Source organism: Pseudonocardia sp. NPDC049635 (assembly GCF_040659795.1).
Taxonomy (GTDB): domain Bacteria; phylum Actinomycetota; class Actinomycetes; order Mycobacteriales; family Pseudonocardiaceae; genus Pseudonocardia.
This window is the reverse complement of sequence record NZ_JBFAON010000013.1, coordinates 1-15,241: the sequence shown is the minus strand read 5'-3', so window position 1 is coordinate 15,241 and position 15,241 is coordinate 1. Positions and strand designations below refer to the sequence as shown.

Genomic DNA, 15,241 nt, shown 5'->3' with positions numbered 1-15,241 from the left:
TCGGGTGATGCGCCGTGGGAGCGGTGGATGCCCTCGCCGACGGTGGTGACCCGGGCGGGGCTGGTCGGGTCGGGCAGGTCCTGGACGGAGTGAAAGAGCCCTGGACGGAGTGAAAGAACAGAACGGCTGGCGGCCGTGCGCTGGCCCGTGGACACCCACGCGTCGGCCTGAGACACCGGCCGTGCGGGTGGCCGGCTACAGCTTGACTGCTGCGGTGGCGCCGGCGGGCGTCGGTGGTCCCGTCCTTCGCCTCCGGTCGGCCGGGCGGCAGGTGTCCGTACGGCCCGGCCCACTTACGTGTCGAGCTGAGTCTGGTCGCGGACGAAGGCCGCATCATGTCCCGCCGACACTCCGAACCATCTGCATCAGCTCGATTACAGCGGCTCACTGAGGTCAAAGATCACGATCAGTCGACGCGAACACCGTAGGCCTCGGTGATGTCGTCCAGTATGGCGTTCGCCGCGCGGTAGCCTTGGCCCCGCATCCAGACCTCGAAGTCGACCTCGAACAGCGTCCCCTGCTGGACGGCGGGGATCGTCTGCCACACCGGTAGCCGGGTCGCCGCCTCCAGCACGCCGTCCTCGGTGCTGTAGGTGAAGACGTAGTCGCCGACGGCCTCCGGCAGTAGTTCCAGGCTTGTCTCGTAGTAGAGTTGGTTCGCCCCGCCGGCACCACCGGTGAGCTGGGCGCCGGGGATCGGTGGGGCCAGGGTGAGCCCGGCCTCGGTCATCACGCGTCCCGAGTCCATTCCCGCGGTCATCACCCGCACGTGGTCGCCCATGATCCGGAGCAGGGACACGGGCCGTGCTGCGTCGGGAACCTCGGCGAGTGCGGCGCGTACCCGGGAGAGGCGTTCCTCGTAGGCGGCAGAGGATTCGGCGAGCTGGTCCGCCCGCCCCAGCGCTTCGGCGACCTGAGCGGCCACCCGTCGGAAGTCCTGCTCGCCGGTCAGGATCGGGACCGCCGGTGCGATCGCGTTCAGCTGGTCGTGCCTGGCGGTGTCGAGCTCACGCCCGGCCGGCTGGTTGTAGAGGATCAGGTCGGGATCCTGCTGGCCGATCCGCTCGGTGTCGACGCCCCCCCTCGTCGTAGGCGCCGATGTCGGCGATGTCGGCGCCGTCCGTGCCGAGGTAGGCGGGGAACCCCGAGCGTGATCGCGGAGCCGCGACCGGCACGACGCCGACCTCCAGCGCGGTGTCGAGGAACGCCGGGAAGGCCAGCACCACCCGTTGTGGGTCTGCAGGCACCTCCGTGCTGCCCATCACGTGCTCGACCACACGGGTCGCACCGGCGTCGGCCCCGGTGGGGCGCTCGTCGCGGGCGCAGCCGCTCAGTAGGACCAGGGCCACCAGCGCGGCTGCCGCGACGACTGTGCGCCGTCCGGATCGTGTCATCGTCATCCTCCTCATCGCGGCGACCGCCCGCGTCGGGGACACGGCGCCGTGGGTCTTTCTCAGGGGTGCCCGCCCGGGTCGGCGGCTCGAACTGAAGTTAGGCTAACCTGAATTAGTCGACAATAGTCAAGCGTGATCGATCCCACGGGGACCTTCGAGAATCACTCCCGCCCCGTCGCCGACCCGTCCGATCACGCGAGCACGGCGCCCCGCCTTCGCGCCCGCAGACGCTCGACGAATCCCCGGTCACCCGTTCCCCTGCACCAAACATCGGTTCGTTGCAGATCGGGTACGGCGCACTCGACCGGCCGTCAGGCCAGGTTGACGAGAAGGGGGTGGGCGCACGCTGGGCGAGACCATTGCACCCGACCCGGTACCGATCGCCACCCACCGCATCAGCACCGGGCCGAACGGGGTCACGTGGGTGATCCGGAGGACGCGCCCCTCTTTCGACCGATCAACTTTGGCAGGGGTGACGCGGGGGGACGGGGGCCGGTCGCTACACTTGGCCCGCAGCACGCCGCCTTAGCTCAGTCGGCCAGAGCAACGCACTCGTAATGCGTAGGTCGCGGGTTCGACTCCCGCAGGCGGCTCCATCAGGGCAAACGCTCCCGGACTAGATCAACCACTGGTCCGGGAGCTACGCACTATGAACCATCGTCGCGCCCCACGCAGTCCCTCCGAGGACGGTGCACCGAGGGCGCTTGCCTCTCCGGGGTCCGTCACTCTGGCCGTCGCGGTCTCTGATTGGCGGCTGGCACTGTGCGCCGCGAACAGGGCGCCCAGAACGGTGGAGGTCTACCTCCAGGCCGGGGAGAAGCTGGCCGAGTACCTGGGTGATGAGCACCCGGTCGCGGAGATCACCCATCGGGACCTTCAGCGGTTCCTGGTGGCGGTCGCCGAGACGCCCCACCAGCGGACCGGTAGACGGGTCTCGGATTCCTACGTCGCCGGCCTGTACCGGCGGCTCCAACAGCTGTTCAAGTGGCTGGAGGACGAGGACGAGATCCAGACATCACCCTTCCACCGGCTCCGGCCCCCGGCGGTGCCGGAGAAGCCCGTCCGGGTCCTGTCCGAGACCGAGATCAAGAGTCTTCTCCTGACCAAGGACCGCAGGACCCAAGCCATCGTCAGGGTGCTTCTCGACACCGGGGTCCGGGTCTCCGAGCTGGTCTCGATGACCAGAGCCGACCCGGGTCTCGTGTACGGCAAAGGGCGCCGGTCCCGAACCGTCTACTGGGGAGACAAGACGGAGCTGGCCGTGCGTAGATGGCTCAGGACCCGCCGGGACGACTGGCCCGCGCTCTGGGTCAGCCGGGAAGGCCCGCTGACCACCGACGGGGTCCGACAGATGATCCGCAGACTCGGGAGGGAGGCCGGCGTCCCCGGACTCCACCCTCACGTGTTCCGCCACACCTTCGCCCACTACTGGCGCTTGTCAGGCGGTTCCGAAGGGGACCTCATGCGCTTGGGAGGATGGCGGTCCCGCCAGATGCTGGACCGCTACGGCGCCTCGGCCGCCGATGAACGAGCCCAAGAGGCTCACCGGCGCCTCGGGTTGGGAGATCGGTTCTGATGATCGTTCGTCCTGTGAGTAGAGACTTTATCCGGAAGATCGGCGATATCCTCGTCACCAGGACTCATGGACTGCCGATTAGTGACCCGATCAGCATCCGCCATCGCGTCCCAAACAGCGATGTACGCCTTGACTGTGTTGATGGTGATGGTGGAGCGATCAGCGAACTGACCTGCGGAGACCTTCCCGGAAGTGTCAGATTTGACACTTACCCCGGACTCGCTCAACTCCACGCACCGTGCGGCGAGCATCGCTACGTAGCTCTTGTCCCCACGGTCGATCTGGCCGGCTCGCTCGGCGTCCAGCTCTACGCCTCGGGCGACTAGCGTTTCTACCTGTCTCCAGTAATTCGCTAGCCCCTAAACGGTAAGACGCTCTCCAGCGAGGAAGGTTGCTCCGATTCTATGACAACCTCAGAACGGCGCCAGGCGTCTTCTAAGACAGGAGGGAGCAAAAGGCTCTCTCGCTGTTCTGGGAGTCCCGATGGTTGTTATTGACGAAGTGTCTTGGCTACTCCGGGCCAGCATGCCCAACGAGCGCTGGCTGGAGGTGGTGAGCAGTATCCAAGTAACCGGCCCGGACGCATCGCTGTACGCCCGGCTGGACGACTTCCTCCGGGGCGGATGCTGGGAAGAGATCGAGACCTGGTGTGGCCCGGAGGCCGGGTTCTATCACCAGGAAGCTTGGCACACGATGATCCGGATGGACTTCTGGTGCACCGGACCCGAGTGCGGGCGGTTCCACGAGTCCGCCGGCTACGGGGACGTGGTCCGCTGGGAGAGGCCTGTCCTTCACTCGATCCCGAGCTGACTACTGACCAGTTCCCGGGCACGGGCCGTGGCCTGGCCACCGCTACGGCCCTTGCTCGTGGGGGTCAGGAAGCCTTCCTCCCGGGCACGGGCGACATGGGATTTCACTGTGGCCATGGGCCGGCCGATGGCCACGGCGAGATCATCGAGGACGCCTCGGCCAGGAAGCTTAGAGACCTCCTCATAGGCGATGGCGAGCGTGGCCAGGTACTCATCGGTGAGCTGGCCGCCGGCTGCCTGCCAGGCCGCAGTCAGTCGGGCAAGCACGTCATGGTCCGCGTCGTCCCGGCTCGCCAGGAACCGACGACGGTTCCGCTGCCGGAGCTCATCGTGCCTGAGCTTGTCAGTGAGCGCGCGCCAAGCCTGTTGTAGCTGGGTTAGGTCTAGCTCTCCGGTACCCACTGCCCGGACCGTGACCTCCACGATCCGGCCATCCTCCCTGGTCAGAAGCAGCTCATAGGGGCTTACCACGGTCTCTGTCTCTCGCATGCGACCAGGTTAGCACTGCTCCAACTAGAGCAACTTTCAATCGGTGCTGGTGCTAGCTAGCTATGTAGCGGTACTGTCGCCTCGACTGCCGGGAGGCAGACAGGGGGTTGGCTCTGGCCGGCTCCCGAGGGCGACCGGGTCACGTGCAACAGCCGAGCGTGCTACCGGAAACGCCAAGGGGCGAGCCGACCAGGGCCACCCCGAACGGGGTGACCACGGTGGTGATCTTCGATCACCGCCCAGGGCCGTCCCGACCAGAAGGAAGTGATCACTACACATGAGAGGAACTGACCATGATCGAGAACCCAGTTGACTTCTACCTGCTCCGCCCCGCCAAGCGGATGGGCGGCCGACAGCTCGACGCGAGGACGGTCCCGGCGCCGGCCGGAACGATCTGTTTCGAGTTCGCCACCCACGAGGAGGCGATGAGGTACGTCGAGTTCGTCCGAGGACACGAGATGCCGGTCCACCCGCTGTTGGACGACGAGGACGGACGGATCGTCCTGCTGACGTGATCGCGGCAGAGCGTCTGCCGCTGCTACGCAAGATCAAATAATCAAGGAGAAGTGATGACACGAGTATGGAGCAAGCCGGAGCAGCCGGACCAGGAGCTGACGCCGGTCTGGATGGTCGCCAAGAACTGTGGGAAGCCCCCACGAGACATGATCGAGACTCTGGAGCTGCTGGGGCTGACGACCACGATCGACAGCTCCGGGTCGGTCGCGGTCTACAAGAACGATCTTTTCGAGGTGTTCACCCGGGCCGGTGGCCGGTGAGCACCGCTGTTGCGGAGCGTCCGCTCACCCTGGACCCGGACCAGACCGAGGCTGTGGCCGCAGTCGGTGCTTGGCTCTCGGAGCGGTTGGCGGACCCGAAGGTGCCGCAGGTGTTTCGACTCTCGGGGCCGGCGGGGTCCGGGAAGACCACGATCATCAGGACGATCGTGGAGCAACACGAGGATCTCAAGGTCGCGGTGACCTCCCTGGCCGGCAAGGCGTCGGACGTCCTGCGGTCCAAAGGCCTCCCGCAGGCGGTGAACCTGCATCAGCTCTGGTACCTGCCGCTGCCGCACCTGATCGAGGAACGGAACAGCCTGGAGTTCGAGCTGAAGTACGGGGATCTCGATCCGGCGGCGGCGGACTGGACCATCCGGCGGATCGACGAGCTGGAACGGACGATGTTCATCCCGGCTGAGGACACCGAGCATGACTTGATCATCGTCGACGAGGCGTCGATGGTGGACGCCAAAGTCACGCAGGATCTTCTCCAGTTCGGTCGGCCGATCCTGGCCGTCGGCGACGCGAACCAGCTTCCGCCGGTCGGGAAGACCCCGCCGGGCCTGGTCCCGCTGTTCGCCGACCAGGACCCGGACCACCGGTTGACCCGGAACCACCGATCGACGGAGGCTCCGCTGATCACGGCTGCGGCCGAGGCGGCCATCAGCGGCCTGCCACTGCCGGCCGAGATCGTGGTCTCGCCGGACGATGTGCGGCCGGAGGAGTACGACGTGGTGATCGTGTCGCAGAACAAGTCGCGGTGGCACTACGTGAAGCGGGTCCGGGAGGCACGTGGGCTTCCGACCCGACTCCCGGTGGCGGGTGACGAGATCATGATCTTCCGCAACGATCGTGAGCGTCGGCTGTTCAACGGGATGATCGTGCGGGTCGATCAGCTCCGGGTGGCGGACGCGGTCCCCGATATGGCGACCGTGGTGTTGGACGACGGGACCATGTTCCCGCTGGATCTTCGGGGGTTCGTCAACCAGAAGAGTCTGGACGAGGCACTGAAGCAGTCGCCGTTCGTAGTGGCGAGCTGGTCCGAGGCGATGACCTGCCACAAGGCTCAGGGATCGGAGTGGCCGAAGGTCCTGGTGGCCGACCAGCAGGGTGAATGGACCGGGACGAGTCACCGCTGGCTGTACACGGCGGTGACCCGCGCCCGCTCTGAGGTGGCGGTGGTCGCATGAGGTCCGCGACCAGGGAGCGGGCGATCGAGCACTACCGGTCGCTCGGCCTGCCGCTGTTCCCCTACACCGTGGAAGGCAACGGCTTCAAGAACTGGCCCAACCCCGCGATGATGGCGGGGTTCGAACACCTCTTGCCGAAGGTCCGGGTGTTCGGGGTCGCACTGCCGTCCGGGTTTGTAGTGATCGACATCGATGCCGATCGAGGTGGGGATCTCGCAGCGCTGGAGCGTGCGTTCGGAGCACTGCCGCCGACCCTGACGGTGCAGACACCGTCTGGACCAGCCAATAAGCACCTGTACTTCCGGACCGCTGAGTCGCTGCGGTCGTCCACCGCGCTGGGCGGCCTGTTCCCCGGGATCGATTTCCTGGGTACGGGCAAGCCGGTCAAGGCGGCCAGCTCGTACCGGCTGACAGGAGACCACCAGCGGGAGATCGAGGTCCCCTACTACTTCCAACGCCCGATCCTGGAACCTGCTCCGCTACCCGCGGCGCTGGAACAGGTCTGGCGCGCGCGGCAGTCCCCGGAGCTGGAGGCCGTGGGGTTCGAAGAGTCTCCGGGTGGGCGGCTTGCCACGTGGGAGAAGCGGTTCGTGCGGAACCAGCTCAAGCGGGAGCTACAGCGGGTGGCCGAGGCCGGCCCCGGAGGCCGGCACGACGTTCTGATGTCAGCAGCGTTCCGGGTGTTCCGGGACGCGGCCCTCCTCGGGGAGGACCCGCACCAGTACGACCAGAAGATCACGGAGGCGTACCTGGAGTCCGGTGGCACGGACTATCCGGAGCTGGAGAAGCAGCTCCACTACACGAAGCTGTTCGCCGCCAAGAACCCTCGGTGCCGGCCGTCGTTCTCGGCTCGCCACCGGGACGTGGACCCGGACGTTGCTGAGTGGGCCGACCGGGCGCACGCCACCTGCAAGAAGAACCAAGGCAACAAGCGGGAGCTGGTCTCCGTCCTGGCCCGGTCAGCCAGGCCGGACCCCGACGGCAGGTTCGTCGTCCGGACAGCGGGGACGGTGATGGCGGAAATGATCAAGGTGGACCAGTCCCGGGTCTCCAGGTTCCTCGCAGAGCTGGAAGCGGACGGGTTCCTGCACTCCGGGTCTGGCCAGTACACGCTGGAGGGCGACCACTGGGTGCCGCACTGGAGGTTGGATCAGTAGACAGCAAGATCATTTGCACCTAAGGGGGCCTTCAGGGGCCGGGACCCGGCGGAAGCCCGGCGCCTGGGGGTGCTCCCCCCAGTCGAGATCGTATATAGGCGATGAGGGCGGGTGAGAGGAGCCCCGCCTATATATGTATGCGGATACAGGACGTTTCCGCAGGTCAGAGCGTTGATGGTTGCATAGTGCAACAGTGTAGGAAGAGATGAGATGATCATTCAGGACGCCGATGAGGACGAGATCGACCACCGAGGCCCACCGCCTTCGGGCCTGGTGACCGACTACCGGTCTCCTGGTCCGGAGCTGACCCACGAACCCAACATCGGGTGGTTCGTGGAGGCCAACGACGAGGAAGTCAACGGTGAGGCTCCGAACCACCCGGAGCACTGTCGGTACTGCTCAGCGCCCCTACTGGAGCTGAGCACCGAGCCATGGGTCTGTGCCGTGACCGAGCAGGATGTCACGGTCAGGCCGGCTTTCACCGGTTGGGACGGCGCGAGGCAGCGGACCATGGAGTGCTGCTGTACGCCGTGCCTGTTGTGGTCTCGACCGAAGACGGCGGGACGCCCCAGGAAGGTGTGCGAGCACAGCGAGTGCCGCAAGCGCTACGAGCGTGAGCGGAAGCGCCGGCAGCGGAAGCCGTGCCACGGCGGTGAGGGTTCCGGACGCCCGATCACGGGTGATGGAAGTCACTTCATAACAGGCCGGAATTCTGCTTAAACTGTCCCGATAATTCCTTGTATTAATAGAGGGGTAAGGTCCCTGGCCCCTCACCGAGAAGATCAGCGAGCGCTCTTAGGAGCGTAGTCCTCTCACCTGAGCCCCGGAGGTTTCACTACCTCCGGGGCTTTCTTATGCCCAAATGCTTGAACAACACCTGGCAGGAGCCATGAACAGCGTTGCTGTAGAGAAGACCAAGACAGCGTTCGGTGTCCGAGCCGCGCTGTCGCTGATGCCTGAGAACAGTCAGGTAGCCAAGGCCGCCCGGCTGGGCTGTTCCGTTCAAACCTTGTACCGCTGGTGCTCGGGCGCCGCGTCACCGTCGGAACAGTCTCTTGCCCGGCTCGCCCGGTGCGCCGGCGTGGAGCAGGAATGGATCAGGCGCGGCGGGATCGACGAGTGAGCGGGACAAGCGGTTCTGAGCAGCGCGAGGATTCTCGCCCGCCTTTCACCGGGTCAAAGGAGCCTTGTGGCCGGGAAGGCTGTGATCAACCTATAGTTGCTGATCTACCGTACTGCTCAACCCTCTGTTCTGCACTCGCCAACAAACTCGCTCGGCGACGGGAGAAGCTGAGATCAGTTCAAGCCTCTGAGCGTGATCCCGAGATAATCCGGTTGTTCACCGAACGGGTAGAAGCCCTGGAAACCGCTGCCGAGTGGATCGATGCCGATCGGCGAGCGGGTGATGAGTTGAACGAGATTTTCCGGCAACGGTTTAAAGAACAGTCCAGGCGTGGTGAAAGGTGATCCCGGACAAGGGTCCGGGTAGCCCCTGCTCCGGGTGCGGTCTACCCCTGCCCGGGTCGGCGCACCCCAGGGCCGTCTACTGCGAGGACTGCAAGGTCCGGACCGCCCCGGGCGCGGTCCAGTGCCCGTTGAGGTACTGCCTGCGGTGGTACCGGCCGGACCCCCGCCGCCCTCACAGGTGCACCCGGGGGCCGGACAACGAGGACGGGCTAGCAGAGCTAGAGGCACAGCAGGACTTGCGGGTGCTGCACGGGCCGCCGGCCCCGCCGCGTGCGCTGGGCTTGCAATGAGAGCACAGGACAGTAGCGCTCTGGGTACAGAGCGCAGCAGAGCAGAGCAGGACTACGCACAGCGTGCAGCAGCAGTGCAGCGTGCAGTGGCACAGCAGCTTCCGCCGCTGCTAGTGGCAGGACTACAGCAGCGGTTGGCAGAGGCAGCGCTCCGGCTGCACTGGGAGCGCGTGGCCGCAGAGCTTGCAGCAGAGCTCAGGGGGGGCGCCGACCAGCAGCGCCGGCCCGGGGGGTGTACCCCTCCCGCCCGCCCGCGAGGCCGCCCCGTATTGCGGCCAAAAGATCTTGTACGTCGCAGACGTTCCCAGGACTTCCCGAAAGGACTAAATTGGACACAGACCAGCCCAGCGGCCTCGGTCCCGCTGGCCAGAAACTCTGGACCGAGATCATCAAGGTGTACGACCTCGCTCCGGGCGAGGTCCGGATGCTGGAGGACGCCTGCCGAGAGGCGGACCTCATCGCGGCGATGGAAGCCGCCTGGATCGCCGAGGGCCAGGCGTTCACCGCACGCGGCTCTCAGGGGCAGGTGGTTGCTCACCCCGTCGTGAGCGAGCTACGCCAGCACCGAGGGACGCTCCGCCAGATCCTCGTGGGCCTCAAGCTCCCGCACCCCGACGACGAAGTACCCGAGCGAGAAGACGCCGGCCCGATGAGTGGCAACCCACGGGGCCGCCACGAGTCCTCGCGACCTCCGGTCGCTCCGATGAGCCGACAGGACAGCGCCAGAGTCGCGGCCCACGCGCGTTGGCACAGAAAGCCTGCTCGTGGCCAAGCTTAAGAACCGGAAACCCAAGACTGGTGGACCTTCACCACACGAACTACGGCGAGAACAACTACGCCAGTACCGAGCCGCCATCGTGGAGCGATGCGGCCCGGATTCCCTCCTCCTCCAGAACCCGGTATTCCGGGAGTTAACCGACCAGGTTACCGACCCTCGTGGCCTTCCGGCCTCACGGGAGATCGAGAGCAATAGCAATGACTAGTGACAAGCCACTGACCCCAGGAGGTCAGTACCTCTACGGGATGCTGAAAGGCGTTCCGGCTGTGGAAGCCCGAAAGTACGGGCTTCTGAGCGACAACCCAAAGAACGCTAAGGCGCCTGAGCAGTACGATCGCCGACCTTCCCCCGGAGGTGGTCGGACGGATCATCCTGACGGTCGCCCGAGAGCGACTGATTCATCCGCCGGCCACGGAGCCGGTGACCCGATCCCGTCTGCGGATCGTGACCGCACTGCCTTTTTCGACATGATTTTCGACCGACTTAACGGAGGATTCCACCGATGAACATCGACACTATTTCCAAGCTGAATGACTACGCTCAGATTCCGGGACGGTTCCAGGCCGCCGGTTTGGAGGTGCCGGAGGGTTTCGCCTGGGCCGTGGACGCCTACCGGTGGACGGTGGACGTTCCGGCGATGCCCGTGATGGATCGGATCATGACTGCCAGGACCAACCAGGAGTTCCAGAAGGCAGCGGCTGAGTACGTCCACGCTGTTGAGCAGCACAACGCGTTCGCGGGCCCGGTCGCCCAGGAGATCAACCGGACTCGCGGGTCGGTCCTGATGAACGCGTTCAAGCAACACAAGCCGGAGCTGCTGGAGACCGTCATCGCCGCCTACGACCGGCAGGCCCAGACGGTCGGGCCGCTCCTGGCCGGGCTTCCGGAGCTCCGGTCGGCCAACCTGTTTTCTCTCGGTGTCGAGACCGCTACCGCGCTGGTGGCCGCGCGGGAGGAGGTTGACACGCTCCGGACGATCCTGGGTGCTTATCTCGCCATCCTGAGCGAGCGAGAGCCTAAGGTGCCCGGAGAGTCGTTCCTGGTCAGGCTCGCTGAGTTCGAGGACTCGCGACAGCTCGCGGAGGCTGCACGATCAGTGCACCAGGACGGAGCGACTGCTCCGGTCTCACCGTTCCTCGGGCTGGTGACCGCCGGCGCCCGGCTCCGGCTGGCGACGCCGTCGGATGCCAGGGACCATCTGCGACAGCTCCAGGACGCCGCCTGATGGGCTGGCCCTGGAAGCACAACTCCCGGGTAACGAGCACCATCGAGATCATCATCAAGCCTGACGGCGTAGACGTAGAGATCGAGGATTCCCGAGACGCCCGGAAGGCGATGAGACTCGCCTACCAGGCGGAGCAGATCCTAGAAGCCTGGCGAGCAGTAGATGAGGCCGAGGCCGAGTACGAGCGTGACCAGTGGAACGCTGCCGCTACCTCTGATCAGGTTTTCAACGCAGGCATGGACCACCTCAGGACGATGGCCGCTGATGGCCATCTCGGCGCCAAGATGATCCTGGACCCGTGGACCGAGGACCAGAGGATTCTGGTCGATAAGATCAGAGACGGAATGTAGCCCTCAGACCCCGCGCTGGGCCCTCAGAAGGCCCGTAGAGCGCGTCTTATCATTCCCGAGGGTGATTACCTACCCTCGGGATAAAAGTGTCTCAGATTCGCTCTCCTGAGGCAGGAACGGGCCTTCTAGAGGCTGCCGAGAAGAACGCTCTCGCCTACACGTTGAACCTGGCCCGTAGGAACCTCACCGTAGAGGTTCGGCGCGGCCTGGTTGCCGGTCTCCGGGCCGATGGGAAGACTCAACAGGAGATCGCGGACACGCTTGGTGTGTCTCGTCAAACTGTGCAGTTGGACCTGAGCAACGACGACGTTGCCAACATTGGCAACGTCCCCACCACCATCACGGACACCAAGGGTCGACAGCAGCCGACCCGCAAGCCGCGGAAGGCGGCCGAGAAGGCTTCGCCGGCCAAACCGCGTGTAAACGTTGACCAGACTCAACCGAAAGGACGCTAGCCTTCCGGCGCTTCGCAACGGAGTGCTCGCGACCGAAAGGAGGTGAGAAACATTCAGAACAACAACCCGAAGGGCAGTTGTGAGGCTTCGCAGTCTCGGACTGCTCAGACTGTGACTATCGGCTACGCCGTTGAGAACGGCATGGCTTTTCCGGTCGTCGGCTGGACCGACGATCATCGTCCTGTGATCCGGGACGGCGATGAGTCCCGACCGATCACGGCGAGCGTCTGGCCCGACCAGGCCACGGCGCTCTTGACTGACCAGGGCTAAGCTCTGCCCGAGGGCCCGGCTTCAGGGTCGGGCCCTTCTGTCTGGCGTGACGCCTCCAGTTGCGCCTTGACCTTCTCCAGGTCGAACCGAGCTTGCCCGCCGTGCGTGGTGACCTCTGGCGTGATCACACCGTCTTTGACCCACCGGAAGATCGTTGTCCGGCTCACTCCGAGGGCAGCGGCGACTTCGCTGGAGCGCAGTAGTCGCTGGTCCCTGGGCACCTGGTGATCCTCTCATCCGCAGGTCGGAAGGCGAAACCAACCTGCCGCTTGTAACCGATGGAACAGTTTGCTAGCGTCGTCCGTAACCGATGAAACCGTTCGAACCGATGGGACAGGCGGAGTGAGGATGGGTACCGAGTCAGCACTGACTGAGACCACGGTCCAGGTCACGATCACCAAGGCGGTCTGGGAGCGGATCGCCGTGGTGGAGCCGGGTCCGGAGGAAGCCGGCCTGGAGGTCTATCAGGAAGCGGCTTCTTGGTTGGCGGGGTTCCTGCTGGGTTCGGTCCGCGCGGCTGTCTGTGAGGACCCGCGATGACCATGCTGTTGCTGCTCACCGTGTTCGTGGACGTGGTCCGGCCTGGCCGTGGTCTGGTGACGGGCCAGGGCTGGCAGGGCGAGATCGTCCGGGACGGGTCTGCCTACTCGGTGGAGAACCAGGATCAGGAGGTGATCGGGCGCGTTCGGTCCTACCGGGACGGCGCCCGGCTGTTAGCCGAGCACTACGGCCACCCGGGCCAGGGTGTCCGGGTCGACATCGATCATGAGCATCGTCGCCGAGGGCGGTTGTTGTGAGCCGGTGTTGGGGTGGCAACTCTGAGGGTCGCCACCGCCTGGACCGGAGCAAGCCGCACGGACCGTTGTATTACGCCCCGATTCTTCCGCCGTCACGGCGCACGGAGCGGGTCGTCCTCGCTCTCGCCGCCGGAGCACTACTGATTCTTTCTATTCTCGCGCTGTTCGCATTCTGAGCCCGCAGGGCTATTCACCAACACTGAGAAACCACACCGTAGGAGAAGACTGTCATGCGATCGATCCCTGTCGACACCAGCAAGGTCCAGTTCATCGGCACCGGGAAGGTTGCCGAGCGAGCGGAGTACGTGGAGCTGTCCAACGGTGAGCGTCGCCGGTCCGGTAACCAGGCGACCGATCCGGACACCGGTCTCCCGCTGTACGTCGTGGACGTCCTGGTCAACGACCCGGAAGCTCAGCGGGCCGAGATCGCTGCGGTGAAGATCCCCAGCGCTACCCCGCCGGAGACTCAGATGGGTCAGCCGGTGGCGTTCCGTGACCTGGTCGCGGTCCCGTACGTCGATTCCCGGTCCAACCGAGTGGCTATGTCGTTCCGTGCGAGCGGTATCGACACCGGTCACCAGCGCGGCGCCAAGGATCAGGCCGCGTAACCCCTGTTCCGTCCCCTTCCCGGCCCGGCCAGCTCTCTTCCCCGGAGCTGGTCGGGCTTTCTTTCTGTCTGAGGAGAATCTGTGCTCTGGTGGCGCCGGACGGCTCCGGATCGAGCCGACCAAGCTGAAGTGGACCGGTTGGTGGAGTCCTGGTCCCGGGTCTGTGAGTCGATCGGCCTCACCGATGACCGGGACACGGTTACCGGGGTTACCCATGTCGTTCCGAGGATCGAGCACGTCACTCTGGGGGGCCGCTGTGCGGAGCACGCGACCGAGGAACGAACCTGTGGTTGCGCTCCCGCGCCGACCGTGTTGTCGGTCCGGCTGGTGCCCGGGATGCTGGTGGAGGACATCAGGGACAAGGGTCGGCGGATCGCCCGGTCGATGGGTGCTCAGAGCCTTCGGGTCGAGGCCCGAGGGTTCACCCATGCTCTGGTCACTCTGCTCACCGAGGACCCGCTTGACCGGGTCCTGAGCCTGCCTGAGGGGCCGTTGACCGGTCCCGTCCTGATCGGTACCGATGAGCAGGGCCAGGACCTCACCGCCGGCCCTGCGGACCTGGGGCACCTGGCCGTCCAGGGCGCCACAGGCTCCGGGAAGTCAGCGTTCCTGTACGCGCTGCTCTCCCAGCTCGCCGCCCGCGACGGCGTCACCGTCACCGGTGTAGACCCGTCCGGCATCCTGCTCCGGCCCTTCCAAGGGTCCCTGTTGGGACTGTCTGATCCCGAGATCATCGCCGACCACGTGCACCGGCTGGTGGTCGAGATGGACCAGCGGATCAAGCGTATCCCTCGTGATCGGGACTGCCTGCCCGAGTCCGAGGGTCTGCGGTTCTTGGTGTTCGAGGAGTACCCCGGACTGCTCCGCTACCTCGACGCTGCCGACCCCAAGATCGGCAAGCGAGTCCGGGCCCTGGTGGCTCGCCTGCTCGCCGAGGGCCGCAAGGCCGGCCTTCGGGTCATCCTCGTTGCCCAGCGAGCCGAGGCAGCCGTGATCGGCTCCACCGAACGCGGCCAGTGCTCTACCCGGGTCTCGTTCCGAGTGGACGGACCCGACGCGGTCAAGCTGCTACACCCCGACGCTGATCCCGATACCGCTGCTGCTCACGCATCTTCGGTCCCGGGCGTGGCCCTGGTGTCCTCGCCCGGCCGGCCCCTGACCCGAGTCCGGGCACCGTGGATAGGCGGCTACAGCGAGTACGTCCGCCGGATCAGTGATGCCGCGTGAGTGCCTGGCGTTCCCCTAAAGCCCCTGAGCGCCCGCAGGTCGCGATGGTTCTTGAACCTCCGGTTCGAGCCCCTGTCCGTCACGTCGGCACGCGTAGCGCGTGCACGGCCGCTGTAGGGCCCGCAACACCCGTCCCGTACCGCCGGCCGACCTCCGCAGGCTTGCGGGTCCTGCGGCGGCCGTGCTGTCCCTGGGATGCCGTCGTGATGGGCGGGGGCGGCCCCCTGTCCGGAGCCGAGGCCCCCGCTGGAGGCGTCCTGTGAACGGGTCCAGGGCCGCCGGCCCGGCCGCGCCGCCGAAGGCGGAAGCGGCCGGGGGGGGGGGGGCCCCCCCCCCGCGCGGGGAAAGGGGGGGTAAAGATCGGGGGGGGGGCCGGGGGCGGG

18 protein-coding genes and 1 tRNA gene are annotated in these 15,241 nt (G+C 66.0%); 15 read left to right on the top strand and 4 right to left on the bottom strand.

Annotation, left to right across the window (positions count from 1 at the left end; genetic code table 11):
• Window positions 1–406: 406 nt before the first annotated feature.
• Both AB0J24_RS16865 and AB0J24_RS16860 read right to left on the bottom strand, forming a co-directional pair.
• On the bottom strand, window positions 407–1,036 hold the full coding sequence (locus AB0J24_RS16865) for a hypothetical protein (protein WP_358682440.1): 630 nt from the start codon (window positions 1,034–1,036) through the stop codon (window positions 407–409).
• Window positions 1,008–1,394, bottom strand: a complete 387-nt coding sequence (locus AB0J24_RS16860) for a hypothetical protein (RefSeq protein ID WP_358682061.1) — start codon at window positions 1,392–1,394, stop codon at window positions 1,008–1,010. The genes AB0J24_RS16865 and AB0J24_RS16860 overlap by 29 nt, the downstream gene beginning before the upstream one ends.
• Window positions 1,395–1,913: 519 nt before the next feature.
• Here AB0J24_RS16860 and AB0J24_RS16855 point away from each other — a divergent pair.
• From AB0J24_RS16855 to AB0J24_RS16845, 3 genes are all read left to right on the top strand, one after another.
• Window positions 1,914–1,990 (top strand) — tRNA-Thr (locus AB0J24_RS16855).
• Between the two features lie 194 nt (window positions 1,991–2,184).
• Complete coding sequence (locus AB0J24_RS16850) at window positions 2,185–2,970, top strand: tyrosine-type recombinase/integrase (protein WP_358682059.1); 786 nt, start codon at window positions 2,185–2,187, stop codon at window positions 2,968–2,970.
• 525 nt (window positions 2,971–3,495) lie between these two features.
• On the top strand, window positions 3,496–3,780 hold the full coding sequence (locus AB0J24_RS16845; protein ID WP_358682056.1) for a hypothetical protein: 285 nt from the start codon (window positions 3,496–3,498) through the stop codon (window positions 3,778–3,780).
• Here the strand turns inward: AB0J24_RS16845 and AB0J24_RS16840 are convergent.
• Window positions 3,762–4,268 (bottom strand): hypothetical protein, encoded by a 507-nt coding sequence (locus tag AB0J24_RS16840; protein WP_358682053.1) that lies wholly within the window; start codon window positions 4,266–4,268, stop codon window positions 3,762–3,764. The genes AB0J24_RS16845 and AB0J24_RS16840 overlap by 19 nt on opposite strands.
• Window positions 4,269–4,561: 293 nt before the next feature.
• Here AB0J24_RS16840 and AB0J24_RS16835 point away from each other — a divergent pair, with 293 nt between their 5' ends.
• The 8 genes from AB0J24_RS16835 to AB0J24_RS16800 all read left to right on the top strand — a co-directional run bounded on the left by AB0J24_RS16835 (window position 4,562) and on the right by AB0J24_RS16800 (window position 11,956).
• Entirely contained in the window at window positions 4,562–4,783 is a 222-nt protein-coding gene (locus tag AB0J24_RS16835) for a hypothetical protein (protein WP_358682051.1), read from the top strand.
• A 54-nt stretch (window positions 4,784–4,837) separates the two neighbouring features.
• A complete protein-coding gene (locus AB0J24_RS16830; RefSeq protein WP_358682048.1) occupies window positions 4,838–5,044 on the top strand; it encodes a hypothetical protein in 207 nt (68 codons plus the stop codon).
• 110 nt (window positions 5,045–5,154) lie between these two features.
• The gene (locus AB0J24_RS16825) at window positions 5,155–6,234 is read left to right on the top strand and encodes an ATP-dependent RecD-like DNA helicase (protein WP_358682045.1); all 1,080 of its coding nucleotides are present in this window, start codon (window positions 5,155–5,157) and stop codon (window positions 6,232–6,234) included.
• Window positions 6,231–7,391: a bifunctional DNA primase/polymerase gene (locus AB0J24_RS16820; RefSeq protein WP_358682042.1), complete on the top strand. Its 1,161-nt coding sequence runs from the start codon at window positions 6,231–6,233 to the stop codon at window positions 7,389–7,391. Before AB0J24_RS16825 ends, AB0J24_RS16820 begins: the two co-directional genes overlap by 4 nt.
• Before the next feature lie 889 nt (window positions 7,392–8,280).
• Complete coding sequence (locus tag AB0J24_RS16815; protein WP_358682039.1) at window positions 8,281–8,514, top strand: helix-turn-helix transcriptional regulator; 234 nt, start codon at window positions 8,281–8,283, stop codon at window positions 8,512–8,514.
• 1,914 nt (window positions 8,515–10,428) lie between these two features.
• Entirely contained in the window at window positions 10,429–11,151 is a 723-nt protein-coding gene (locus tag AB0J24_RS16810) for a hypothetical protein (RefSeq protein WP_358682036.1), read from the top strand.
• Complete coding sequence (locus tag AB0J24_RS16805; RefSeq protein WP_358682033.1) at window positions 11,151–11,501, top strand: hypothetical protein; 351 nt, start codon at window positions 11,151–11,153, stop codon at window positions 11,499–11,501. The genes AB0J24_RS16810 and AB0J24_RS16805 overlap by 1 nt, the downstream gene beginning before the upstream one ends.
• An 86-nt stretch (window positions 11,502–11,587) precedes the next feature.
• Window positions 11,588–11,956, top strand: coding sequence for a helix-turn-helix domain-containing protein (locus tag AB0J24_RS16800; protein ID WP_358682030.1), 369 nt, complete (start codon window positions 11,588–11,590; stop codon window positions 11,954–11,956).
• 266 nt (window positions 11,957–12,222) lie between these two features.
• Here AB0J24_RS16800 and AB0J24_RS16795 read toward each other — a convergent pair whose 3' ends face one another.
• The gene (locus AB0J24_RS16795; RefSeq protein ID WP_358682027.1) at window positions 12,223–12,447 is read right to left on the bottom strand and encodes a helix-turn-helix domain-containing protein; all 225 of its coding nucleotides are present in this window, start codon (window positions 12,445–12,447) and stop codon (window positions 12,223–12,225) included.
• Window positions 12,448–12,574: 127 nt separating this feature from the next.
• Between AB0J24_RS16795 and AB0J24_RS16790 the strand changes: the two genes are divergently transcribed.
• From AB0J24_RS16790 to AB0J24_RS16775, 4 genes are all read left to right on the top strand, one after another.
• The gene (locus AB0J24_RS16790) at window positions 12,575–12,766 is read left to right on the top strand and encodes a hypothetical protein (RefSeq protein ID WP_358682024.1); all 192 of its coding nucleotides are present in this window, start codon (window positions 12,575–12,577) and stop codon (window positions 12,764–12,766) included.
• Complete coding sequence (locus AB0J24_RS16785; protein ID WP_358682021.1) at window positions 12,763–13,023, top strand: hypothetical protein; 261 nt, start codon at window positions 12,763–12,765, stop codon at window positions 13,021–13,023. The genes AB0J24_RS16790 and AB0J24_RS16785 overlap by 4 nt, the downstream gene beginning before the upstream one ends.
• A 230-nt stretch (window positions 13,024–13,253) precedes the next feature.
• Entirely contained in the window at window positions 13,254–13,631 is a 378-nt protein-coding gene (locus tag AB0J24_RS16780) for a hypothetical protein (RefSeq protein ID WP_358682019.1), read from the top strand.
• 81 nt (window positions 13,632–13,712) lie between these two features.
• Entirely contained in the window at window positions 13,713–14,858 is a 1,146-nt protein-coding gene (locus tag AB0J24_RS16775; protein ID WP_358682016.1) for an FtsK/SpoIIIE domain-containing protein, read from the top strand.
• Window positions 14,859–15,241: the final 383 nt, after the last annotated feature.